Origin of the sequence: Thalassotalea euphylliae (assembly GCF_003390395.1) — a bacterium.
Lineage (GTDB): Bacteria > Pseudomonadota > Gammaproteobacteria > Enterobacterales > Alteromonadaceae > Thalassotalea_F > Thalassotalea_F euphylliae_C.
Map to the genome: position 1 here is coordinate 3,844,123 of NZ_QUOV01000001.1, position 24,115 is coordinate 3,868,237.

Here is a 24,115-nt window from a genome sequence, read left to right on the forward strand (position 1 = left end):
TGCCCTCTTAAAGAATGACCTTTTTTCGTTGTTGTTTAACTTGCTTACGATTACTTTTACTTTCCAAGCGTTTTCTAACCGAAGCTTTCGTTGGTTTAGTGGCACGGCGTACTTTCTGCACTTTATTGGCCTGCTGTATTATCACCACCAATTTTTCAATGGCGACTTGCTTATTAAACTCTTGACTGCGCGACCCTTGCGATTTGATCACAATCACACCATCACTGGTAATGCGATGATCGGATTGTTTTAGCAAATTCTCTTTTGTTTTTTCCGGCAAGCGAGAATCGCGTATATCAAAGCGCAAATGAATCGCCGTTGCGACCTTATTGACATGTTGCCCACCAGCACCTTGCGCTCTTATCGCACTAAAACTGATATCATCTAGCAACAGATGACAAAATCGGTCAATTTGAATACTATTTTGCAACTTAACTCCATTTGCACTCTAGGTGCTTAAGTAATGAGAGGAAATAATAATGTCACAGCCGTGGTATGTGTATTTGCTGCGATGTGCAGACAACAGTTTGTATTGTGGCGTTACCACAGATCTTAACAGGCGTGTTATTGAGCACAATCAATCGCCAACCCGTGGCGCCAAGTATACACGGGTACGCCGACCAGTTGAACTTGTCTATAGCGAAACTCACGCCAGTAAATCCCTTGCCTGCCAGCGCGAATACGCCATTAAACAACTGAGCAAAAGCAAGAAGGAAGTCTTAGTCAAAGATCAGCAAAAAAACACCCTCGTTTAGCCTACACATGTACGCTAAGCCCTTATTTTTACTGGTCTGCTTTGTTATTGTCGCTTAGCTTTATCCGTGTTAGCTTGATAGAATGCGCGCCGTTAAAGAGTGTTAAATGGTCAATTTATGTTCGTAAATCAGTATTATAATCAATCACAAGAAAGCATATCTTTTACTCGTCAGCAGGCGAGTGATTTTGCCAAGCAAATTGCTGACGACTTTAATCCACTACACGATATTGACGCCAAGCGCTTTTGCGTTCCGGGTGATTTATTGTTTGCGGTAACGCTGGCCAAAGCTGGCCTCGCAACGCAGATGCGCTTTAACTTTTCAGGTATGGTGACCGATGGTATTGAGCTGATGATGCCAACCAAGTTGGTGGCAAGTAGTGAAGTCACTGATGCCAACGGCAAACAGTATTTAACCATTGAAACAGATGGCGAAACCACTGAAAACCCAGCACTGATTGAAGCGTTAATTCGCGCCTATGTTGGTTTTTCGGGGCACACTTTCCCACATATATTGTGCGATTTAATGTCGAAAAATGACGTAATGATCAACCCTGCTCGCCCAATGATCATGTATGAAAGCATGAGTATCGAAATGCTAGACTTGAGCGCAACAAACGTTAGATTAGAACTAGCCTCATCAACGTTATCAATTGAAGGTAAACGCGGCAATGCCGTACTAGCTTTTAATCTGTTTAATGGCGACACCTTGATTGGCAGTGGTGAAAAACACATGGTACTGAGCGGTTTACGCCCATACTGCGCTGACACCATTAATCAAATTAGTGAAGATTATTTAACGATGAAAGCTAACTATCATCAAGCGGCATAATCATCACCAGAATAGTCTCCTAGCACTCAACAGCCAGTAATTGGCTAATTGGAACGGCGTTTAAGGCTTACAACGAGATTATCCATTTGCTCAGCGCCTTTTCGCATCAATCGTTGGCATTTCTTCAGCCATTGTTTTGCCCACGGATACTCTAGGCTTAACAACGCCAGACCTGCTGGTAAAAACAAAATGGCAGGCCCTGGCACAATGACAAACATCACGCCAATAAAAACTAATAAGCCACCAATCACAGTGATCATTGTCTTTTTCGCTGTGTGCTTCATTTAAGTTCCTTATTTTCATTTCCTAGCCAAAGCCCTATTCAAATCCTTATTCAAAGCTAAGCTAAGGTTAAAGTGGTCGTTAAAATAGTAAACAAAGCAAAATTGACACCACCATAAAAAACCAATCTTTTCAGTCACTTAAAAAATGTCATTACTAACGATTGGTTATATTCGCCAATTGTCGTTATTTCAATTTACCTTGTTGGCATTTTCGCCACTTTTTAAAAGCCTTAAGTTCTTGCGCTTTGAGTTTATTGCTGCGTTTAACACTATTGGGCTGGCGTTGCTTAGATTGAATATTATCGAGTTTGGTTTTGTATTTAGCACATTTGCTTTGTTTACTCGGCTGCGCCTCGACTAATGAACTGTGCATAACTAGCACGCATAAGCTAACTATTGTGACTAATTTAATCATCTCGACTTTCCTTGTCGTTATTGAGTGTTATTTTTGTTGGTTCGACAGCATTTGGGCAAATGCTCTTGTCTTGGGCTCAGCATAACTATAGTAAAAAATTGAAAATATTGAATTTTATTCTAGGTTAAAGATTGGAGATAAAATAACGCCAAGGAGGCATTATGCTCATCAGCACGAAGGCAAGGCTGCCGTTCGCCATTATTAGTTTTTACATCTTGAGTCTTTTCTGTACTCAATCCATCGCTAGTAAAAATCCACTTAACTTGCAGCTCGCAAGCCATTATCAACAAAGCGCAAATATTCAGGATTATTGGGTCAGTGAAAAGCTTGATGGCGTCCGCGGTTATTGGGATGGCCAACACCTTTTTACCCGAGGAGGTCATCAAATAAACGTGCCCCGCTTTTTTACACAAGATTGGCCGAACTCAGCAATGGAAGGTGAGCTCTGGATTGAGCGACGAGCATTCGAGCAAGTTGCCAGCGTTGTCCAAAAACAACAAGCGAAAGACACTGAATGGCAAGGTGTAAAGTTTATGGTTTTTGATTTACCTGAGCATTCTGGCACTTTTACCGAACGTATTAACCAAATGCGCTCTCTTGTCGTCAATGCCAATAGCCCACACTTACAAATGATCGAACAATATCGACTAACCGATAACGCGCAGTTAACCGCTTGGCTTGAACAAGCCATAGCCGTTGGTGGAGAGGGGCTAATGCTGCATAGAGGCTCCGCCCGCTACCAAGCTGGACGCACCGCTAACATCATGAAACTGAAGCCGTTATTTGATGATGAGGCAGAGGTTATTGCCCATTTACCCGGTAAAGGAAAATATGCTAATCAACTGGGCGCAATCAAGGTAAAAACACCGCAAGGGGTAACGTTTAAAATAGGCAGCGGTTTTTCTGATCTCGAACGCAAGAACCCACCTCCCATTGGCAGTGTTGTCACTTATCGATACAGTGGTAAAACAGTCAAAGGTGTGCCAAGATTCGCTAGTTTTCTACGTATAAAGTCTTCATTCTAAATAGGCGTTTAACATGCCGACAAAGTCAGTAGGAAGTTAGATTAAGGTATCACAATGGAATTACATTTATGGCTATCGCTCGTCGCTATTTGCATTATGGGCGCCCTTTCTCCTGGGCCTAGTCTAGCTTTAGTGGTAAAAAATACCATGGTTGGGGGCGCGCCAGCGGGTTATGCCAGCGCCATTAGTCACGGTATCGGCGTGGCACTATACGCCGCTATTACAACCACCGGTATTGGCATTATCTTAGTAAAATCGCCAACCCTGTTTAGTATTATTCAATATGGCGGCGCGGCGTTTTTACTTTATCTAGGTATTAATGCGCTACTGAGTAAGAAACAGCAATTAGATTTATCAGATTCAGATGAAAGTACAGCTAAAACAAACGTTAACGGCTGGCGCGATGGCTTTTTAATTGCCTTTTTAAACCCCAAATTGGCGATCTTTTTTCTCGCCTTGTTTAGCCAATTTGTCGATGAAAACGCCACTGTGACGCAAAAAGTTATCATGACAGCCACAGTCGGTGGCATTGATGCCCTGTGGTATTGTTTAATCACCTATTTGCTATCGCGCGGCCCTGTAATCAATAAATTGAAGGCTAACAGTCATATTATTGATCGCATCACAGGTAGCTTCTTAGTGCTGCTTGCAGCGCGTGTGGTTATTAACTAAATTCAGCTATCTATTTCTAGTGATTAACTCCCTGTGGTGAGTAACTTATCGATTAATCACCACTTAGGGCTCATAACGAAACAACATCACTTTGAGCCCCTTTCCTTGATGTGCTTCCTTAAACACGGCTGGCGGCGCGATCTTATCGACAAAGTGCAGCGCTGAGCACTCTTGTTTAACAGTTGCTAATAAGAATTCGTCATCTAAATCAGGGCTGTTTAAACATAGCATGACATCAGCGTTTGGGCTGGCAAGCTGTGGAATACGACGAATAATTTTACCGTAATCTCGCTCAATATTAACGCTACCTTTTTGAAATGATGGCGGGTCAACAATGAGCATCTGATACGGCCCAAACTTTTTTAATCGCCCGAATGACTTAAAAATATCAACCGCTTGAAAAATGATATTGTCAGTCGCTTGCTCATTAAGTCGATGATTATCGCGGCCACGCGCCAGCGATGGCTTACTCATATCAATATTCACTACCTGTTTCGCGCCACCTTGACTCGCCGCAACGGAGAAAGCACAGGTGTATGAAAACAGGTTTAGTACATTCTTGCCATTGGCATTCGCTTGCACCCAATCACGACCGTTTTTCATATCTAAAAACAAGCCGTGATTTTGTGCTCGGCCAAATTCGATATGATATTTGAGGCCCGATTCTAGTGCGTGGAGCTGTCGAATATCATCACCCACTAAGCACTCTATGGGCGCCATTTGCTGCCAGCGGTGCTGAACCAATACCGACTGACATGCTCCTATTTTCTCATTTAAGCTGCGTGCAAGTGCTAGCAAGCTTTCATGCTCAACCTCGCGATAAAGCGTCACTAAAACGACTGGGGCAAACCAATCCACACAAATATGCTCAAGCCCCTCATAGGCATGGCCTCGACCGTGAAAAAGTCGCTGCGTATTTGCGTCATCTGGTAGCTGGATATGGTCAATTAGAGTAGAAATAGAAGCGTTCATAGGAACTTTAGCCAAAGTTTTGAAGTTATCTGGGTGACAGATAATAAAAAGCCGCATCATACACAGGATGCGGCTTTTTCGCTATATGTGAGGTTAGGCTATTGGCTTTGACCTTTACTCAATCAGGCTAGCCGAAAATATTATAGCCAAAGAATTTTACCGCCACAGTATTTAAGAAAATACCCAGTAAAATAACCGGAATAAAAGTCCCTAAAGAAAAGTTAATGTACTTTTCCGCAAACGAGCCTTGATAGTTATCGTTACCGACAGAAAGTTCTTCTGATAAACGATGCTTCTTCCAGCGGTAGCTAACAAACACACAAAGCAATAAACCGTTTAATGGCAAAATAGTGTCGTAAAAGACATCGTAAACCACATCAAAGAAAGAACGAGTACCACCCGCATAGCTAGTAAATTCAGTGAAGAAGCCAACCATACCAAAAGAAACAGTAGCGAAAAGCGTTAATACACCAGCGGTCATCATCAAAATAAACAAGGCTTTTTTACGGGTGTGATTTTTCTCAGTCACTAGGTAAGAAACCGGTACTTCAATAATCGATACCAGCGAGGTGATCGCCGCAAAAAACACCAACATAAAGAAAAATACCGCAATGCCGCTTGCCGCAATGTAGCCAATAGAGCCCTGCAGCGCTAAAAAGATTTTTGGCAAGAAGGTGAAAATCAGCGATACCGAGCTATCACTTAACTCTTGCGGATTCACTTGTGGGTTAAATGAAAATACCGCAGGTAGAATCATTAAGCCCGCAGTAAAGGCTACCGCAGTATCTGTGATCGCAACCAGTTTTGCCGAACCAACAATATCAGCTTTTTTGCTAATATAGGAGCCGTAGGTAATTAGAATCCCCATACCTAGCGATAGCGAGAAAAATGCTTGAGACAGAGCACCGTTAACCACTGACGGGGTAATTTTGCTAAAGTCAGGAATGACAAAGAACGCCACACCAGCAAAAGCATTGTCGCGAGTAAGCACGAAAACAACCATCAATACCAGCATGATAAACAAGGTCGGCATTAAGGTTTTCGCGGCTTTTTCGATCCCGTTTTTCACGCCAGCCACCAGAATGAAATTAATAATGGCTGCAACGACTACCATAGCACCGAAAATATAAGGGCTATTGATAAACTCACCAAATGCTTGTGGCGTTGCTAAGTAATCTAATCCACCGCCAAGCGTAATGGCGATGTAACCAAATATCCATACGGTAATAACCATGTAGAATACGGCGATCATAAAAGGCGTTAACACGCCGAGTAAGCCCGCTAAATTCCAGCCAGTTCCACCATTATTGAGTGCTTTATAGGCACCGACAGGTTCTTTTTGTGTTTTGCGCCCCATGGCCATTTCAGCCACCATGACAGGTAAACACACTAAGAGTACAAATAGTGCATATACCAATAAGAAGGCACCGCCGCCATTTTTTGCGGCATTAACTGGAAAACCAACTAGGTTACCAATACCAACAGCAGAGCCAGCCGCCGCTAGTATGAACCCTAGTTTGGAACTAAACTGTTCTCTATTCGCGCTCATATGTTTCCTTTATTTATAGTTATTGTTATCTAAGTTTCAGGTAGCTCTCAAAAAGAACTCAACAAAGGTGTAAGGATTGCCTTACTTCCTAACCACGACCTAGATAAGCGCTGATAATGTTATACCAATTGAAATAACTACTTAATCATTCAGCGAGAATTAAAAGGCTTAGAGGCACAGGTTACATGCTCCATGCGTAACCCAAGTACCTACATCCATGTAGGCAAGGCATTGATTGCAGAGAATGGTTATTCTCCTTGTTCCGCATGAGAAGCAAAATCAATAACGCAGCATATGAGCCTTTTAAACTCGCCCTTTGGGAGCGTGTCAGCGTCGCGATAACTGCACCAAATTTATTAGATGTAGAATAACTATATCAACAAAAATTTGGCTTGTTCTCCCACCGCTGACAGCGCTCTGAATTGATCAATTAATTAATTCAATTGGTATTAAACGCCAGATGCTATCAAGGTTTGCATTACTTGTCTGCTCTTACCTCGCACCAGCAGTAATAATTTTTAGTTAGTGCTTGCTAACCGCTGAATTTATACGCAGCTTGATGGATTGATAAACCTAACTCGCTGGCTTATCAAAAAACTTCGCTCCCATAATACCTAAAACATTGTCAGCTTCGTCATGGGCAAACTCAGCTGCTGCAATTAACTCTTCAAACGTAATGCCAAGCGACTGACACAAACCTTGGTCGACAATATCGTCGTAGGTAAACAGTTCAGGGTGACTGTCTACTAATGCCAAGCGCGATGCCAAATACATGACCTTAACATCTTTATTAATTTGAATATCTAATGCCTGATTAAAATGACGGATCGGCAAAATAATCTTCTCAGGTATTTGCCACAGCTTTAACAGTTCAGCGGAAACATCCGTATAGGTGAAATCAAGTGCCTGATACTGTCGTTGCCAAGGTAAGTCATTTTGGCTGTATTGCTCGCAATGTTGCGCAATTTCTGGGGACACTTTCGCAACAATAAGCTCGCCAAAGTTTTGTAATAAACCAGCCACAAACAAGCGTTCAATATCTCGAATACCAGCACTGATCGCTAAATTTTTAGCGGCTAAGCCACAATAAACACTCATTCGCCAAAAGCGTTTTAAGTCAATCGCTTGATTGGCAAAGTGTTTAAACGCAGAACTGGCAACATCCACTAACATCATATTGTAAATGGATTGCGTGCCAATAATGGTGATCGCGCGGGAAATAGTGCTTATTTCACCGGGAAAACTATAAACCGCACTATTGGCAATTTTGAGCAAACGTGAGGTCATTGACGGGTCAATACTTATGACGTTAGCAAAATCCTTTGCTGTGGAATTCTCATCTTCCATCAAAGTTTTCACTTTGAAGCAAGCATCGGGCAAAGCAAATGAGCCATTGGCTTGATTCGCATAATCGATAGCTTGCAGTTTTACAGCCTCATCTTTTAGTTGCTTAGTCATCAGACAAATATTTCCTGAGTAGGTATTTTCACAGGTTATGCTTAACATTACGTTAACGTTAGCTCGCCATATTTTCAACTAAAGGTGCACAATCCTTGTGCACCTGTCTGTATTGCTAGCTAATGGAAACTTAATGCTAAAAATTTTTACTGGGCAAAAGTATTACCGAAGAAATCACCATCATGCCATTTAGGACGCTCGGCCTGATTTGCAATTTCTAAACCTATCATCATGTTGACTTCTGCAAATGAAGCTGCAGCGTCGTAACGGATCGGTAGTTCTATTTCGTCACTGTGATTGTGGTAATGCGTGGAAAGGAATTCCATAAACATTTTGCCACCATCAATTTCTGGATCTTTCGACTTAAAGCCTGTCATTAAAAATACTGACGGAATGCCCGCTTTGACAAAACTGTAGTGATCACTTCGGGTAAACAAGGCTTGCTCCGGCAATGGATCTGGGCTGAGCGAGACATTCACTTTACCTGCCGCCGATTCAACAATACCACCTAGCGTCGAGTGCGTTGAACCAAAAGCAATAACATCCGCAAACGGGTATAAAATTAACGGCATATCTAAGTTAACATTCGCCACCATTTGCATGGCTGGCACGGTTGGGTTGTTGGCGAAATAGCTAGAGCCTAATAAGCCTTTTTCTTCACCTGTGACTACCACAAATAAAATAGAACGTTGTGGTTTAGTGTCCATGCTGGCAATCATGCGCGCTGTTTCTAATAAAATCGACACACCTGAGGCGTTGTCTAATGCGCCATTATTGATGGTGTCTTGTTCTTCACTGTCTTGACCTTCATCACCATGACCACTATGCGCTCGCACGCCAATATGGTCTAAGTGGGCACTAAAAACGACATATTCATTTTTAAGCGCTGGGTCGCTGCCTTCAATGGCCGCAACCACATTCGGGCTGGTTATCTCGCTTTGCGTGCTTTGCTTAGTTAACGTGACACCTGCATTTAAGGCAAAACCTTTTACCGGCTGGTTTTCGCTATCGGCAGCAAAGATCTGCTCAAGCGACATCTGGGCACCTTCAAATAATGGTATTGCCGCATCACGGTCAATATACGCTGAACCTTTTAGTTCAGGGTATTTACCAAAAGGTTGGCTGTTTTTATCTAACCAACTGTAACTTGGTGTTGCCGCATATTTGGCAGAAACGGAAAACTTACGCACTTTTTCGCGTTTTGGTGTATGAATGGTAACAATACCCACCGCACCGCGCTCAGCCGCATGACGAGCTTTTTCGCGTGATGAGCCAATATGCGCCCCTTCTTCTGATGGCAATGATTCAGGGCGACCCGTGAGCATCACCACCACTTTACCTTTCACATCAAGGCCAGCGTAGTCATCTAAACCAAACGCTTTATCGACGACACCATAGCCGACAAATACTGTATCAGCGGTAATCGCAGAGTTAGTGGCAAGTGCTGAGCCCGAAGTTAAAAACTGCTCTTTAAAAGCAACTACGTGTTCGCCAGACGGCGCATTGATGCTCATGGTCGCGCTGTTATCAACAAGTTGCGCTTTACGGAAGGTCACTTGTTGCTCAAAGCCACCATGTTCGCCCATAGGAGTTAAACCGTATTGCTTAAAGTATGAGGTTACGTAATTTGCCGCAATTTGGTAGCCATTACTGCCGGTATCACGCCCTTCAAGGGTATCGTCAGCCAAAAATGCGATATGCGCTTTAATATTGTTTTCATTAACTTGAGGGTAGCTAGCTTGGGCAGCTTCAGGCGCTGTGTTGTCAGTCGCTTGATTACATGCCGACAAGCCAATCGTCGCTAACCCTGCCACGATAATAGGGGCTGCGAGCTTTTTAGAAAAGTGCTTCATAAAGAGTGCTATTGTTGTTATCAAAATAGCGAATCACTATAAAGCGGGCTTATTGAAAACACCAGCGAGCTAGCGATAACTGGTGCGAAATGAACGGTAAATAACCAATACGCACGTTCAAATAGTTGGCGCTAATCTAAAATAGGCACACCGAAGTCTTTTTTGATGTGTTCCATCACCACATAAGTATGAGTTTGCGAAACCGCAGGCAGTTCAACAATTACCCCAAGCACTTCGCGATATGCTTCCATATTCTCAAAGCGTAATTTCAGCAAGTAGTCAAAGCCGCCAGCCACCATATGACATTCTGCCACTTCTTTGATTTTCACCACTTCATCACGAAAGCGATTAAAGACATCACCAGTGGTGCGGTCCAATGTCACTTGAATAAAAGCCGACATGCCGTATTTCAGTTTGGCAGCATTGAGTGTAGCGCCGTAGCGCTCAATATAGCCTTCCGCTTCTAAGCGTTTAACCCGATCTAAGCACGGGCTTGGGCTTAAATTAACGCGTTTGGCTAAATCAACATTAGAAATTCTGCCATGCTGCTGCAGGGTGTCTAAAATAGTAAGGTCGATACGATCTAATTGGCGTGTTTTTGGGTCAGACATGTGGTTGTTCCAGTGCCGTCTCGCTAAAGCATTAACAGCATCTTTATCGGTCAAAAATAAATTAAACAGTATATTGTTTGGCATATTAGCAAATTAAGCCAAAAAATACTGATGTAATTTCCGTAAAATACCGCACCAATAATGTACAAATTACTACAGGTGACACTATGCTTTTTAACGGCTCACTGACTGCACAATTTACTTCACACAGTGCGATTCGTCAGACAATTCGCGACCACTACCGCGCTGATGAAAATCAAGTATTAGCAAACCTTTTACCGATTGCCGAAATTGGCGTTGATGCCAAATCACGCGCTTGGGATTATGCCCGCCAACTCGTGGTTAACATTCGCAAAGACCAAGTCGGCAAAGGCGGCGTTGACGCGCTACTTAACGAATTCTCATTATCCACCGAAGAAGGTGTGGTGCTGATGTGTTTGGCTGAGGCGTTATTACGCGTGCCAGACAAAGCCACGGCTGACAGCCTAATTCGCGACAAATTAGCAGAAGGCGATTGGTCATCACATATTGGTAATAGTGACTCCTTATTTGTTAACGCCTCATCTTGGGGGCTATTACTAACAGGTAAGCTAGTTAACTATTCTGATAAAAAGAAAAAAGCACAGTTTGGCCTGTTAAAACAAACCGTAGGCCGTTTAGGCGAGCCGGTAATTCGCAAAGCGGTGCGTTATGCCATGAAAATCATGGGTACCCAATTTGTGATGGGTCACACCATTGACGGTGCGATTGAGCGCGCAATTGAAACCGAGGCTAAAGGCTACACCTACTCCTACGATATGTTAGGTGAAGGTGCCCGCACTATGGCCGACGCTGACCGTTATTTTGACGCTTACATGACAGCGATTGATGCTATCGGTAAAGCGGCAAATCACAAAGGCCCGCAGCGTAGCCCTGGCATTTCAATCAAGTTATCAGCAATCCATCCGCGCTATGAGTTTTCGCATCGTGATCGTGTGATTGAAGAGCTTATTCCACGCCTGAAAAAATTGGCGCTAGCTGCTAAAGCTTACGATATTGGCTTTACTGTAGATGCCGAAGAAGCAGATCGCTTAGATATCTCGTTAGATATTATCGAAGCAGTATTTGCTGATGCAGAATTAGATGGCTGGAACGGTTTTGGTATTGCCGTGCAAGCTTACCAAAAGCGCGGTTTGCATGTGATTGAATGGGTGCGCGAGCTAACCCAAGAAGTCGGTCGCCAAATGATGGTGCGCTTAGTAAAAGGCGCCTACTGGGACAGCGAAATTAAAATTTCACAAGCGGAAGGTTTTGAAGACTTCCCGGTATTCTCACGCAAGCCATCAACCGATGTATCTTACCAAGCGTGTGCGAAAAAACTGTTAGAATATCGCGATACCATCTACCCACAATTTGCGACTCACAACGCCTACACAGTTGCCACTATTTTAGAGATGGCTGAACATCAGCAAGGCTTTGAATTCCAACGCTTACACGGTATGGGTGAATCATTATACGACCAAGTGGTAACGGGCAAGCAAGTACCTTGTCGCGTTTATGCACCTGTTGGTGAACACTCAGACTTACTGGCCTACTTAGTACGTCGCCTACTGGAAAACGGTGCTAACAGCTCATTCGTGAACAATATTGTTGATGAAGATATTCCCGTAGAAAGCTTGCTGGCTGATCCAGTGGAAACCGTACAGAGTTGGCAAAACAAATACAACCCTCAAATTCCTCAATCCATTGAGCTATACGGCAACGAGCGCGCTAACTCGAAGGGCCTAGATTTAACCGATATCGACCAAATCACGGTAATGCGCGATAACATGCAAGCTTGGTTTGAAACCACCAAAGCGATTGCCGCAATTGACGGCGCTGAGCCAGTGACTAACCCAGCTAATCACAATGAAGTGCTAGGTTATATTGAGCACGCTGATGAAGCGCAAATGTCAGCCATTGTTGAACGTGTTCATGGCGCGTTTGCCAACTGGTCGGCAACGCCTGTTGTTGAGCGTGCACAAGTACTGCTAAAAACCGCCGATTTATTGGAAACGCATCGCGATGAATTAATTGCGCTTTGTACCAAAGAAGCGGGTAAAACCATTGCCGACGGTATTGCCGAAGTGCGTGAAGCCGTTGATTTTTGTCGCTATTACGCGGCACGTGCTGAAGAGCTATTGGCCGACGGTACGCTGGAAGCGCGCGGTGTGGTGCTATGTATCAGCCCATGGAACTTCCCATTAGCAATTTTCTTAGGCCAAGTTTCAGCAGCGCTAGTTGCCGGTAACACTGTGGTCGCTAAACCTGCTGAGCAAACCAGTTTAGTCGCACTGCGTACAATCGAACTAATGAAACAAGCAGGCTTACCAGAGTCAGCGGTTGAAGCCGTGATTGCGCGCGGTAGTAAAGTTGGGCAAACCATAGTGCCAGACGAGCGCATTCAAGCCATTATGTTTACCGGCTCTACTGAAACCGGTAGTTGGATTTCGCAAAAGCTAGCTGAGCGTAGCGGTGATCCTGTGCCATTGATCGCCGAAACGGGTGGTCAAAACTGTATGATCGTCGATTCAACGGCCTTACCAGAGCAAGTGGTTGACGATGTCATCGCCTCAGGTTTCCAAAGTGCTGGTCAACGTTGTAGTGCGCTGCGCGTATTATTCTTGCAAGAAGATGTCGCCGATAAAATCATTGCGATGATCAAAGGTGCAATGCAAGAGCTACATATTGGCGACCCTGCGTTTTTAACCACTGATGTAGGCCCAGTGATCGACAAACGTGCACTAACAGCCTTAAATGATCACGTTGATTACTTAAAATCGCGCGGTACTTTGCACTTTGCTTGTAAAGCGCCAGAGCTATCGCTCAACGATGACAAGCATAACTTCTTTGTGCCTCGTTTATATGAAATCAGCGATTTATCAGTATTAACAAAAGAAGTATTTGGTCCTGTGGTGCATGTCATTCGCTACAGAGCTGAGAACTTGGAAAACGTGATTGACCAAATCAATGGTACTGGCTTTGGCTTAACCATGGGGATTCACACCCGTATTGAAGATAAAGCCAAATACCTAGCTGCGCGCTCACGTGCCGGTAATGTTTACGTTAATCGCAATATGATTGGCGCGGTTGTTGGTGTTCAGCCATTTGGTGGTCGCGGCTTGTCGGGCACAGGTCCAAAAGCGGGCGGCCCAATGTACTTAACGCGCCTCGTAAAAGAGAAGGTTAAGGAAAAGGTAAAAGAAAAGATTGCAGAAAATGTTGAGCAAACGCCAACAACCGAGCAACAGGCATCGCTAAACAGCTTATTTGAGCAAAGTAAAAATACCGTATCAAGTGTTGCCAGCAGTTTAGCCAACTTGCCTAAAACGGAATTAACGTGGAGCTTTACGCCACTGAACGATCGTCTATCGGTATTACGCCAGCTGTTATCTCGCCTTGCCGACGGTAAAGTGAAGTTGCAGCAAGCTGATCAATTAGCGCAAAGCTTAACGGATGCACGCGGCCAGTTACTGTTTGCAGAGAAAACACTAAGCAAGCCAACCGAGCTACCGGGGCCAACAGGTGAATCGAATATTTTGTATTTAGAATCACGTGGCACACTAGCCTGTGTTCGCTGCCAAGACACCAGCTTTAACTTCTGGCTAGTCTCGATTATTTCAGCATTAGCAGCTGGTAACTGCGTAGTTGCTGTGGTTGATAACGCTTACCTAAGCGAAGCCAATAATATAGCGTCACAGCTTAATTCAATTGGCCTACCTCACGGCGTGTTTACGGTTGCTCAGCTAGGCCATTTACCGGCCGTGCTAAACCACACCCATTTAGCAGGCGCCGTGACTGACAACCACAGCAGTGTTAAAAGCTATGTTGGTGAAACGATTGCAGCCCGCAAAGGCGCAATTTTACCGCTGATCACCGCACACACTCACCAAGGCTTATTCCACCGTATGGTGACCGAAAAAACCATTACCATAGACACTACTGCCGCTGGCGGTAATGCCTCATTAATGACAATGGAAGCTAATGTCGGTTAAGCTCGATTAACAGGTGGTGCCCTGTGCATTTTCAGGGGTGCACGAGTAAAGTAAAAGGCCAGCTTTATCGCTGGCTTTTTTATGGCCTTTTTTGAAAAAAAACAGTTAAAGCAATTGGAAAAGTAATGAAAAAATACGTCGCTGGCTTTTTATTTAGCCAAGATTCATCAAAAGTCGTGATGATCAAGAAAATTAACCCAGCGTGGCAAAATGGTCTACTTAATGGCGTTGGCGGTAAAATTGAAATCGGTGAACAAGCCATCGATGCCATGACCCGCGAATTTGAAGAGGAAACTGGCGTGGTAACCAACGCAGGGCAATGGACTCACTTCGCACAAGTTTATCGCCCAGAGTGCTATGACGTTGCCTTTTTCTTTGCTCGCTCAGATCTCGCCTTTGAAGCCAGAACCGTTGAACAAGAAGAAGTGCAGTTAATTGATGTTGCTAACCTGCCAAAAAACTTATTGCCGAACCTACGTTGGCTTATTCCACTGGCGCTTGACCAACAAGCAGACTTTTCTGCGCCAATAAAAATTACTGAAGTGGCTGGTGAGCGGGTAAAAGCTTAACCGCCGATACCAGAGTAGTAGGGCGTATTGATATAAAAAGGCGCCAGCTCGATACAAAGCTGCGCCTTTTGTAAAAGGAGAAATGTATTCTGCGAATTGGTATTAAATCTTCGCCGCTAACTCCGCACCTTGGCGAATAGCACGCTTAGCATCAAGCTCTGCAGCAACATCGGCACCACCGATAATATGGCAACTCTGCCCTAAATCAACCAAGCCTTGTTGCAGGTCACGATTTGGTTCTTGGCCAGCACAAACAATCACGTTATCTACCTCAATTAACTGCTGGTCGCCATTAATTTCAATCACAATACCGCGATCGTTAATCTCTTTATAGCTGCAGCCTGGCATCATATTAACGCCTTTCTTTTGCAGTGATGCTCTATGGATCCAGCCAGTAGTTTTACCTAAACCGGCACCAACTTTTGTCGTTTTACGCTGCATTAAGTAAACTTGACGCTCTGCTTGGTGCGACACAATAGGTGCCAGCGCACCGCCTGTTTCGTAATTGCGGTCTACGCCCCACTCTTTTAGCCACTCGTCAATGTTATCAACTAAGCCTGATTTTTCTGTTAAGAACATTGACACATCAAAGCCAATACCGCCAGCACCAATTACTGCCACTTTCTGGCCGACTGGCTTCTTATCACGCAGCACTTCTAGGTAGGTCATGACCTTGTCATTGTCGATACCTGGAATATCCAACTCACGAGGTTTAATACCCGTTGCTAGCACCACTTCATCAAAACCTGCTTCAGCTAAACTTTGGGCTGTCTGCCAAGTATTTAGGTGCACAGGAACGTTCAAATTCTCTAACTGCACTCGGAAGTAGCGCAAAGTCTCGTAAAACTCTTCCTTACCTGGAACTTGTTTCGCAAAGTTGAATTGACCACCAATCTCACTCGCGGCGTCAAATATTTCTACCGAATGACCGCGCTTAGAGGCATAAACACTAAACGCTAGACCCGCAGGACCTGCCCCAACCACAGCAATACGTTTTTGCTGCTTCGTGTTGCTAAAGGTGAGTTCTGTTTCATAACAAGCTTCAGGATTCACTAAGCAGGACGCTCGCTGCTGTTTGAATACGTGATCTAAGCACGCTTGGTTACAGCCGATACAAGTATTAATTTCATCAGCTTTCCCCTCTGCTGCCTTATTCACAAAGTGAGCATCAGCAAGGAATGGACGTGCCATCGACACCATATCTGCATGACCATCCGCCAATACCTGCTCTGCAACTTCAGGCGTATTAATACGGTTAGTCGTAATTAAAGGAATGGTCACTTCATTCTTCATGCGTTCAGTGATCCACGTAAACGCCGCTCGTGGCACTGACGTTGCAATTGTTGGCACACGTGCTTCGTGCCAACCAATACCTGTATTAATGATGGTTGCACCAGCAGCTTCAATGGCTTTTGCCATAGTCACAACTTCATGCCACTCGTTACCACCTTCAACCAGATCTAACATAGATAAGCGGAAAATAATGATGAAGTTCTCGCCCACTTTCTCGCGAACAGCGCGCACTGTTTCAACACCTAAACGCATTCTATTTTCAAGCGAGCCACCCCATTCATCAGTGCGATGGTTAGTGCGCTTACAGCTGAATTGGTTAATCAAATAACCTTCAGAGCCCATAATTTCAACACCGTCGTAGCCTGCTTTCTGCGCAAGACGAGAGCCTTTGGCATAGTCTTTAATCGTGCCGCGAATATCGCGTACTGACATTTCTTTCGGTTTAAATGGGTTGATTGGCGCTTTAATTGCGCTCGGTGCAACACTAAATGGGTGATAAGCGTAACGACCCGTGTGCAGTAACTGCAAACAAATTTTGCCGCCCTCTTTATGAACGGCATCTGTCACCTCACGGTGTTTGTTAACATGCCAGAAGCGACTCATTTCACTACCGAAAGGTTCAACACGGCCACGGGTGTTCGGGCTAACGCCACCTGTTACAATAAGGCCACAACCACCTTTTGCGCGCTCAGCATAAAATGCTGCTAGCTTTTTGAAGCCGCCTTTTTCTTCTTCAAGGCCAGTATGCATTGAGCCCATCAAAACGCGGTTTTTAAGCGTTGTAAAACCAAGATCTAATGGTGCAAGCATGTGTGGATATTGAGTTGCAGTTGTCATAATAAAGTCACTTATTCGTTAAGGTCTAACCACTTTGTTATTTAAAATACGCATGCTAATAGTAAAACTCAAGCTAATTTTGACACCTGTCAGATTAAATTTTAACAAGTAAAAATGATAACTATTTTCATTAATTTAAGTGCATGAATAAAAAAGAAATTTTAGCAAAAGTCATTAGTGAGGTTGAACAGCTATTTGCGCAAGCCTTAACCGCCGCGCAGCAAGCTCACAACGCTGCAATTGACGATCAATCAGTGGCCGAAACTCAATACGACACCCTGGCAATTGAAGCGGCTTATCTTGCTGAGGGGCAAAGCAGGCGCATTACACAATTAAAAGAACAACTGCACATACTCAGTAAGCAAAGTAGTGACGCTAAACAGCAAATCACTATCGGCGCATTATTTACGTTAGAGTACGATAACGAATCGACAAGTGGCTCATCTGTTAGCAAACATTTTTATCTACTGCCGTGCGCGGCTGGCACCTGTATAACATTAACTAATAAAGAATTTTTAGACGGGCAAAAAGTATACGTACTAACACCTGAGTCGCCACTTGGCAAAGTGCTAGTTGGATTAAGTATTGACGACGACTTTTCAGTTGCAATCGGAGCTAACGTGCAATCAGGTTTTGTCAGCGCAGTATATTAACGCGAAACGTTTTTCGATATGTTTGACGTAACAAATACAAAAAAGCCACCGTTGGCTGGTGGCTTATTTTCATTTTTTGATTTTTTCACAAAAAATTAAGAATTTAGTAGCGCCTTAATCTCTTTAATATTAGCCACTTTATCATCCAGTTTTAGATAGGCGACAGCTTCCGAATAAACTAATGTCGCTTCAACCACGCCTGGCATATTAACGAGCTGCTCTGCCACTTCGTCGGCCTGCTGCTCAGAGCTAAAATGTGCCGCAAAGCTAAAACTCTTCGACTTCGCATGGCGTTTCATGCCACTAGCAGCGAATAGCCAAATAGTAACGATCAAGGCCATCACTAAAAAGACGACAGTTGCGTCAAAACTATTAGCTAACCAGCCACCTATAGCACCGCCGGCGAAGGCACCAAAGAACTGACTTGATGAAAAGATGCCCATCGCGCTGCCTTTTACGCCTGCTGGCGCAATACGCGAGAGAATCGACGGCATAGTCGCTTCTAAATAATTAAAGGCCACAAAGAATAACAAAATGAGTACGATTAACGTTGTGGTTGTATTTGCCAGCACACCAAACATTAATAAGGTCACCGCCAATAGCGTAATGGCAGCCATAAACATTTCTTTTTCTTTGCCTTTTTTAATGCCGAAAATCATAAATGGCACCATCAAAAAGAATGAGCCAAGCAAGGTCGGCAAATACAAACGCCAGTGCTGCTCTAGCGCTAAACCGCTATCAACCAGTCGTGTGGGAAGGTAAATAAAGCAAGCCGTTAGTGCCATATGTAAAACAAACACGCCAATATTAAGCCTTGCCAATTGCGGATGTTTAACTAAATGACCTAACTGATCCAACATCGCAACATTGTCGCCCTTAGGCGCTTTATGCACGGAATTTGGCACCATAAATTGGATCATTAGCATGGCGAAAATGGTTAAGATACCAGTGAACCAAAACAGGCCACTGAGCCCAAAGCTTTCACCCACTAGCGGGCCAACCACTAAGGCTAATGTAAAAGACAAACCAATAAACATACCTATGGTTGCCATCACCTTCGGGCGCTGCTCTTCCCGGGTCAGGTCGGCCGCTAGCGCAAGAATAGCGCTGGCAATAGCGCCCGTTCCTTGTAGTGCCCGCCCCAGCACCACACCATAAATTGAGTCAGACATTGCCGCCACGACACTGCCGATAGCAAATACTACTAAGCCACCCATAATGATTGGCTTACGGCCAAACTTATCCGACAAAATCCCCATCGGAATTTGCAGCAAGGCTTGTGTTAACCCATAAGCGCCAATCGCCAGACCTAACCAAATTGGCGAAAAGCCCGTTAGCTCCGGCCCATAAATGGCGAATACTGGTAAGATCATAAACAAGCCCAGCATGCGCAGGCCAAAGACGGTAGCTAATGAAAAAGCCGCCTTTTTTTCAAGAGAATTTAATCCAGAAGCACTCATAAATCTGTTAACGAAAGTTGGCAGGTAAAAGGGTTAATAAGGCGGCAGATTCTAGCACGGGGTTAGCTTCCAAACCACCTCAGGATACAGCTTGTTACCTTCTTGATAAGTCATCCATACGGATGGCCTATCAACAACAGATTTATGCAAGCGAAGATAAATCTAAGCAAGGATAAATCGAGTATTAATTTGACAAAAACTTCGGAGGCTGACGGTGCTTGGTTACTTGCTCATAAGCAAAAGCCGCTTCGATCAGTACGGGTTCGGTTAATTGCGTGCTAAACATAGATAAACCAACAGGCAAGCCACTAACATATCCCATAGGCAGTGTGATATGCGGATAGCCAGACACAGCAGCAGGCGAAGTAGCAGAGCCAGAGAAATTATCGCCGTTGATCAAATCTGTTTTCCATGCCGGCCCAGTTGTTGGCGCAATTAATAAATCGAGCTGGTGATCGCCAAGCAATTTATCAATACCTTGGCTTTGGCTCATTTTTTTCGCATGTGCTAACGCATCAAGGTAGACTTTATCGGTTAAATCACCTTTGCTCTGCGCACTGATAAAAATTTCTTGACCAAAATACGGCATGGCTCTGTCGCTATGTAGCTCGTTATATGCAATAAGCTCAGCTAGCGTCTTAGGTAGACTTTTGTCAGTACCCGCAAGGTATTTGTTTATACCCTCTTTAAATTCATATAGCAGCACTTCATATTCTTGGGCTCCCCAACTTACTCCGTCATCAAAGGCAAGGTCATCGACGATAATTGCGCCCTGCTGCTGTAACTGCTCAATAGCCTCTGCTAGCAGCTGGTCAACGTCACGGTGATAACCACTTAACTGCCGCAATACACCAATGCGCTTCCCCTTTAAGCCATCGGTTTTTAATGCACTGCTCAGCGCCGTTGGTTGCACCACCCTACCATTGCTAGCTTGGTAATTAGCTTTAGTGGGAGCTGGGTCTTGCTCGTCAAAAGCACTCAGAGCCGATAAAGTGATAACGGCATCGGTTAGGTTACGTGCCATCGGCCCAGCGGTGTCTTGACTAAACGCAATGGGAATAATGCCATGGCGACTAACCGTGCCTATGGTCGGTTTAATACCCACTAACCCGTTGATTGCCGCAGGACATGTAATTGAGCCGTCAGTTTCTGTGCCGATTGCCACCGTTGCCAGATTGGCAGCAATCGCCGCGCCTGAACCAGAGCTTGAACCACAGGGATTTCGTGTTAAATCGTATGGGTTCTTGGTTTGACCATACAAGCTTGTCCAGCCACTAGTTGATTTATCACTGCGAAAGTTGGCCCATTCACTTAAGTTTGTTTTACCCAGAATAATCGCCCCAGCACGCTTTAATTGACTGACGAGGAAGGCGTCTTGCGCAGGAAAGTTCTTGGCTAGAGCAATGGAACCTGCGGTATTAGCCATGCCATCTGTGGTGTCAATATTGTCTTTGAGCAAGACTGGAATACCATGTAAAACACCTTTTAGCCCTTCGGTTTTAACACTGAGATCGTAAGCTTTCGCTTGAGCTACGGCATTCGCGTTAAGCTGCACTACACTGTTAATTGTTGGCCCACTATCATCTATCACTTCAATACGCGCCAAGTAAAAACGTACTAAAGCCTCACTTGTCAGCTCACCTGATTGCATTTTTTGATGGAGCTCAGGAATGGTTGCATGTTCAGTAAACGTTGCGAGATCAAGAGAATTCGGCGCTTCAGCAAGTGCCAAATTACTGAGAACTACCAAACTAACAGCAATGGGTTTTAGGCTAAAACGTTTTACAGAATGAAATAGAGAGATCATGTTATTGCTTGTTATTGTTATAAATTTGTTAACTACGTTTATAACGAGGCGCTCAATAAATGTCTAGTCTGTATCGCTATTGCAGCAAGTGATGCAACAAGTATTGCGGCAAGTAATGAAGCGAGCTACCACCTAAAAATTCCCCTACACCGCAAGTTTTACATAGATTTCAGGTCAACATTGGCGTCTTTGTATGCAATAATGTGCGATTAAATTTTGGTTGTGGATTGGTTAATGCAAAACATTGAAGTAAGAGGCGCACGTACTCATAATCTCAAGAACATCAATTTAGAAATTCCTCGCGACAAACTCATTGTTATTACTGGCTTGTCGGGCTCAGGAAAATCGTCGCTAGCGTTTGATACCTTGTATGCCGAAGGTCAGCGTCGTTATGTTGAATCGCTATCAGCATATGCACGTCAATTCCTATCGTTAATGGAAAAACCTGATGTTGATCATATTGAAGGCTTATCACCCGCAATTTCAATTGAGCAAAAATCCACTTCCCACAACCCGCGATCAACCGTAGGCACGATCACCGAAATATACGACTACCTGCGTTTGCTTTATGCCCGTGTTGGCGAGCCACGCTGTCCAACCCATCACGAACCGCTAGCAGCCCAAACTGTATCGCAAATGGTCGACAAAGTATTGGCATTGGACGAAGGCACGAAAGTGATGATCCTCGCGCCTGTGCTACAAAACCGTAAAGGTGAGCACGTTAAGCTACTAGATAACCTAGCGGCACAAGGCTACATTCGCGCCCGTATTGATGGTGAAGTTTGTGATCTTTCTGATCCACCAACGCTAGAACTACACAAAAAACACACCATTGAAGTAGTAGTTGATCGCTTAAAAGTACGTGACGATATTCAACTACGCTTGTCTGAATCGTTTGAAACCGCATTGGAGTTAACTGCAGGTACAGCGAAAGTCGCGTTTATGGACGAGCCTGATCGTGAAGAGCTATTGTTCTCTGCTAACTTTGCCTGCCCACACTGTGGTTATAGTATGCAAGAACTGGAGCCACGCCTGTTTTCGTTCAATAACCCAGCCGGTGCTTGTCAAACTTGTGATGGTTTGGGTATTCAGCAGTTTTTTGATCCGAATAGAGTGATCACTAACCCTGAGCTAAGCCTTGCTGGTGGTGCGATTCGCGGTTGGGACAAACGTAACTTCTATTACTTCCAAATGCTGCAGGCACTGGCCGATCACTATCAATTCACCGTAGATACACCATTTGAAGAGCTGCCGGAAAAAATTCGCAAGCTAGTGCTGTACGGCAGTGGTAAAGAAAGCATTGAATTTAAATACATGAATGATCGCGGTGATATTGTGGTGCGCAATCACCCGTTCGAAGGTATTTTAAATAACATGCAGCGCCGCTATAAAGAAACCGAATCGAATGCAGTGCGTGAAGAGTTGGCGAAGTACCTTAACAGCCAACATTGTGGCGACTGTGGCGGTTCTCGTTTACGCCTTGAAGCACGCAATGTTTTTGTTGGTGAACAGCCGCTACAACATATCGCCGAGCTTTCCACCGCTGACGCTCTCGCCTTTTTCCAACAGCTTAATTTAACGGGTCAAAAAGGCGCAATTGCCGAAAAAATCCTAAAAGAAATTAATGATCGTTTAGGCTTTTTGGTTAATGTTGGCTTGAACTACCTGAATCTGTCGCGCAGTGCCGACACCCTATCTGGCGGTGAAGCCCAGCGTATTCGCTTAGCCAGCCAAATTGGCGCGGGCTTAGTGGGTGTTATGTACGTACTGGATGAGCCATCAATTGGTTTGCACCAGCGTGATAATGAGCGCTTGCTAGGCACGCTCACTCACCTGCGTGATTTAGGTAACACCGTGATTGTCGTCGAACATGATGAAGACGCTATTCGCGAAGCCGATCATGTGATTGATATTGGCCCAGGTGCTGGTGTTCATGGTGGTGAAGTGATTGCCTCTGGTACACTCGAAGATATCGTTAATAGTGAGCACTCATTAACGGGTAAATACCTATCAGGTAAAGAGCTTATTGAAGTACCGAAAAGGCGCACCAAGTTCGATAAAAAGGCAGTAGTAGAACTTAAAGGCGCTAGCGGTAATAACCTAAAAGACGTTGATCTAACCATTCCTGTTGGCCTAATGACTTGTATTACCGGCGTATCGGGCTCAGGTAAATCTACGCTGATCAACGATACCTTATACAAAATCGCTCACACTGAATTAAACAATGCCACCACGCAAGAGCCATCCCCTTATAAATCGATTGAAGGCTTAGATCAGCTAGATAAAGTGATTGATATCGACCAAAGCCCGATTGGTCGAACGCCACGTTCGAACCCAGCAACCTACACTGGCATTTTTACCGCCGTACGCGATATTTTTGCCGCCACGCAAGAGTCTCGCTCACGTGGTTACAAGCCAGGTCGCTTTAGCTTTAACGTTAAAGGTGGCCGCTGTGAAGCGTGTCAGGGTGACGGTGTGATTAAAGTTGAAATGTACTTCTTGCCAGATGTTTACGTGCCTTGTGACGAATGTAAAGGTAAGCGCTATAACCGCGAAACCTTGGAAGTGAAATACAAGGGGAAGAACATCAACGAAGTCTTGGATATGACGATTGAGGACGCGCTAGAGTTCTTCAACGCTATTCCTGCCGTTAAACGCAAGCTTCAAACGCTAATGGATGTCGGTTTGAGCTACATTACTTTAGGGCAGTCAGCAACGACTCTTTCTGGTGGTGAGGCACAGCGAGTTAAACTGGCCAAAGAGCTATCGAAACGCGATACAGGGAAAACCTTGTATATTCTGGATGAGCCAACCACAGGCCTGCACTTCCACGATATTAAACAGTTACTGCAAGTGATTCATCGCCTGCGTGATCACGGCAATACCATCGTCGTGATTGAGCATAACTTAGATGTGATTAAGACCGCAGACTGGATTGTCGATCTTGGCCCAGAAGGTGGCTCAGGTGGTGGGGAAATCTTAGTTACTGGCAGCCCAGAGCAAGTAGCTGAGCATACACAATCGCACACTGCACGCTTCCTCAAGCCTTTGTTATAAA

The 24,115-nt window shown here is 44.5% G+C and carries 19 protein-coding genes; 8 read left to right on the plus strand and 11 right to left on the minus strand.

The genetic code is table 11. The annotated features are described in order from the left end of the window. Window positions 1-7 precede the first annotated feature (7 nt). The gene (gene arfB / locus DXX92_RS16855) at window positions 8-430 is read right to left on the minus strand and encodes an alternative ribosome rescue aminoacyl-tRNA hydrolase ArfB (protein WP_245961512.1); all 423 of its coding nucleotides are present in this window, start codon (window positions 428-430) and stop codon (window positions 8-10) included. 49 nt (window positions 431-479) lie between these two features. Between arfB and DXX92_RS16860 the strand changes: the two genes are divergently transcribed. Further along, a complete protein-coding gene (locus DXX92_RS16860; RefSeq protein ID WP_116001767.1) occupies window positions 480-755 on the plus strand; it encodes a GIY-YIG nuclease family protein in 276 nt (91 codons plus the stop codon). Window positions 756-872: 117 nt separating this feature from the next. Next, complete coding sequence (locus DXX92_RS16865; RefSeq protein ID WP_116002489.1) at window positions 873-1,586, plus strand: DUF3581 family protein; 714 nt, start codon at window positions 873-875, stop codon at window positions 1,584-1,586. A 44-nt stretch (window positions 1,587-1,630) separates the two neighbouring features. Here the strand turns inward: DXX92_RS16865 and DXX92_RS16870 are convergent, their stop codons facing one another. After that, on the minus strand, window positions 1,631-1,870 hold the full coding sequence (locus DXX92_RS16870; RefSeq protein WP_116001768.1) for a PGPGW domain-containing protein: 240 nt from the start codon (window positions 1,868-1,870) through the stop codon (window positions 1,631-1,633). Between the two features lie 184 nt (window positions 1,871-2,054). Next, window positions 2,055-2,285 (minus strand): hypothetical protein, encoded by a 231-nt coding sequence (locus tag DXX92_RS16875; protein ID WP_116001769.1) that lies wholly within the window; start codon window positions 2,283-2,285, stop codon window positions 2,055-2,057. 161 nt (window positions 2,286-2,446) lie between these two features. On the opposite strand from DXX92_RS16875, the gene DXX92_RS16880 reads away from it, so the two are divergent. Both DXX92_RS16880 and DXX92_RS16885 read left to right on the plus strand, forming a co-directional pair. Beyond that, window positions 2,447-3,310 carry a DNA ligase gene (locus DXX92_RS16880; protein WP_116001770.1) on the plus strand — a complete coding sequence of 288 codons (864 nt, stop codon included), beginning with the start codon at window positions 2,447-2,449 and terminating at the stop codon, window positions 3,308-3,310. Window positions 3,311-3,364: 54 nt separating this feature from the next. Beyond that, the gene (locus tag DXX92_RS16885; RefSeq protein ID WP_116001772.1) at window positions 3,365-3,982 is read left to right on the plus strand and encodes a LysE family translocator; all 618 of its coding nucleotides are present in this window, start codon (window positions 3,365-3,367) and stop codon (window positions 3,980-3,982) included. A gap of 63 nt (window positions 3,983-4,045) precedes the next feature. On the opposite strand, the gene DXX92_RS16890 is transcribed toward DXX92_RS16885, so the two are convergent. From DXX92_RS16890 to DXX92_RS16910, 5 genes are all read right to left on the minus strand, one after another. Beyond that, window positions 4,046-4,954, minus strand: a complete 909-nt coding sequence (locus tag DXX92_RS16890) for a class I SAM-dependent methyltransferase (RefSeq protein WP_116002490.1) — start codon at window positions 4,952-4,954, stop codon at window positions 4,046-4,048. Window positions 4,955-5,081: 127 nt separating this feature from the next. Then, window positions 5,082-6,503: a sodium-dependent transporter gene (locus tag DXX92_RS16895; RefSeq protein ID WP_116001773.1), complete on the minus strand. Its 1,422-nt coding sequence runs from the start codon at window positions 6,501-6,503 to the stop codon at window positions 5,082-5,084. A 573-nt stretch (window positions 6,504-7,076) separates the two neighbouring features. Next, window positions 7,077-7,961, minus strand: coding sequence for an HDOD domain-containing protein (locus DXX92_RS16900; RefSeq protein WP_245961513.1), 885 nt, complete (start codon window positions 7,959-7,961; stop codon window positions 7,077-7,079). A gap of 146 nt (window positions 7,962-8,107) precedes the next feature. Beyond that, complete coding sequence (locus tag DXX92_RS16905) at window positions 8,108-9,814, minus strand: M28 family metallopeptidase (protein ID WP_116001775.1); 1,707 nt, start codon at window positions 9,812-9,814, stop codon at window positions 8,108-8,110. A gap of 131 nt (window positions 9,815-9,945) precedes the next feature. Then, a complete protein-coding gene (locus DXX92_RS16910; protein WP_116002492.1) occupies window positions 9,946-10,425 on the minus strand; it encodes a winged helix-turn-helix transcriptional regulator in 480 nt (159 codons plus the stop codon). A gap of 167 nt (window positions 10,426-10,592) precedes the next feature. Between DXX92_RS16910 and putA the strand changes: the two genes are divergently transcribed. After that, the gene (gene putA / locus DXX92_RS16915) at window positions 10,593-14,438 is read left to right on the plus strand and encodes a bifunctional proline dehydrogenase/L-glutamate gamma-semialdehyde dehydrogenase PutA (protein ID WP_116001777.1); all 3,846 of its coding nucleotides are present in this window, start codon (window positions 10,593-10,595) and stop codon (window positions 14,436-14,438) included. Between the two features lie 125 nt (window positions 14,439-14,563). Beyond that, window positions 14,564-15,007 (plus strand): NUDIX hydrolase, encoded by a 444-nt coding sequence (locus DXX92_RS16920; RefSeq protein WP_116001779.1) that lies wholly within the window; start codon window positions 14,564-14,566, stop codon window positions 15,005-15,007. A gap of 102 nt (window positions 15,008-15,109) precedes the next feature. On the opposite strand, the gene DXX92_RS16925 is transcribed toward DXX92_RS16920, so the two are convergent. Continuing rightward, window positions 15,110-17,137, minus strand: coding sequence for an NADPH-dependent 2,4-dienoyl-CoA reductase (locus DXX92_RS16925; protein ID WP_116001781.1), 2,028 nt, complete (start codon window positions 17,135-17,137; stop codon window positions 15,110-15,112). Window positions 17,138-17,280: 143 nt separating this feature from the next. On the opposite strand from DXX92_RS16925, the gene DXX92_RS16930 reads away from it, so the two are divergent. After that, window positions 17,281-17,790 carry a hypothetical protein gene (locus DXX92_RS16930; protein ID WP_116001783.1) on the plus strand — a complete coding sequence of 170 codons (510 nt, stop codon included), beginning with the start codon at window positions 17,281-17,283 and terminating at the stop codon, window positions 17,788-17,790. Between the two features lie 95 nt (window positions 17,791-17,885). Here the strand turns inward: DXX92_RS16930 and DXX92_RS16935 are convergent, their stop codons facing one another. Further along, a complete protein-coding gene (locus tag DXX92_RS16935) occupies window positions 17,886-19,250 on the minus strand; it encodes an MFS transporter (RefSeq protein WP_116001785.1) in 1,365 nt (454 codons plus the stop codon). 184 nt (window positions 19,251-19,434) lie between these two features. Then, a complete protein-coding gene (locus DXX92_RS16940) occupies window positions 19,435-21,057 on the minus strand; it encodes an amidase (protein WP_116001787.1) in 1,623 nt (540 codons plus the stop codon). 234 nt (window positions 21,058-21,291) lie between these two features. On the opposite strand from DXX92_RS16940, the gene uvrA reads away from it, so the two are divergent. After that, the gene (gene uvrA / locus DXX92_RS16945; RefSeq protein ID WP_116001789.1) at window positions 21,292-24,114 is read left to right on the plus strand and encodes an excinuclease ABC subunit UvrA; all 2,823 of its coding nucleotides are present in this window, start codon (window positions 21,292-21,294) and stop codon (window positions 24,112-24,114) included. The last annotated feature ends 1 nt before the right edge of the window (window position 24,115 follow it).

Coding starts and splice junctions, on each gene's coding strand:
- DXX92_RS16940 (WP_116001787.1), bottom strand. CDS start 21,057: ATGATCTCTCTATTTCATTCTGTAAAACGTTTTAGCCTAAAACCCATT.
- DXX92_RS16935 (WP_116001785.1), bottom strand. CDS start 19,250: ATGAGTGCTTCTGGATTAAATTCTCTTGAAAAAAAGGCGGCTTTTTCA.
- DXX92_RS16900 (WP_245961513.1), bottom strand. CDS start 7,961: ATGACTAAGCAACTAAAAGATGAGGCTGTAAAACTGCAAGCTATCGAT.
- DXX92_RS16910 (WP_116002492.1), bottom strand. CDS start 10,425: ATGTCTGACCCAAAAACACGCCAATTAGATCGTATCGACCTTACTATT.
- DXX92_RS16880 (WP_116001770.1), top strand. CDS start 2,447: ATGCTCATCAGCACGAAGGCAAGGCTGCCGTTCGCCATTATTAGTTTT.
- DXX92_RS16895 (WP_116001773.1), bottom strand. CDS start 6,503: ATGAGCGCGAATAGAGAACAGTTTAGTTCCAAACTAGGGTTCATACTA.
- DXX92_RS16885 (WP_116001772.1), top strand. CDS start 3,365: ATGGAATTACATTTATGGCTATCGCTCGTCGCTATTTGCATTATGGGC.
- DXX92_RS16860 (WP_116001767.1), top strand. CDS start 480: ATGTCACAGCCGTGGTATGTGTATTTGCTGCGATGTGCAGACAACAGT.
- DXX92_RS16930 (WP_116001783.1), top strand. CDS start 17,281: ATGAATAAAAAAGAAATTTTAGCAAAAGTCATTAGTGAGGTTGAACAG.
- putA (WP_116001777.1), top strand. CDS start 10,593: ATGCTTTTTAACGGCTCACTGACTGCACAATTTACTTCACACAGTGCG.
- DXX92_RS16920 (WP_116001779.1), top strand. CDS start 14,564: ATGAAAAAATACGTCGCTGGCTTTTTATTTAGCCAAGATTCATCAAAA.
- uvrA (WP_116001789.1), top strand. CDS start 21,292: ATGCAAAACATTGAAGTAAGAGGCGCACGTACTCATAATCTCAAGAAC.
- DXX92_RS16870 (WP_116001768.1), bottom strand. CDS start 1,870: ATGAAGCACACAGCGAAAAAGACAATGATCACTGTGATTGGTGGCTTA.
- DXX92_RS16890 (WP_116002490.1), bottom strand. CDS start 4,954: ATGAACGCTTCTATTTCTACTCTAATTGACCATATCCAGCTACCAGAT.
- DXX92_RS16875 (WP_116001769.1), bottom strand. CDS start 2,285: ATGATTAAATTAGTCACAATAGTTAGCTTATGCGTGCTAGTTATGCAC.
- DXX92_RS16865 (WP_116002489.1), top strand. CDS start 873: ATGTTCGTAAATCAGTATTATAATCAATCACAAGAAAGCATATCTTTT.
- DXX92_RS16905 (WP_116001775.1), bottom strand. CDS start 9,814: ATGAAGCACTTTTCTAAAAAGCTCGCAGCCCCTATTATCGTGGCAGGG.
- DXX92_RS16925 (WP_116001781.1), bottom strand. CDS start 17,137: ATGACAACTGCAACTCAATATCCACACATGCTTGCACCATTAGATCTT.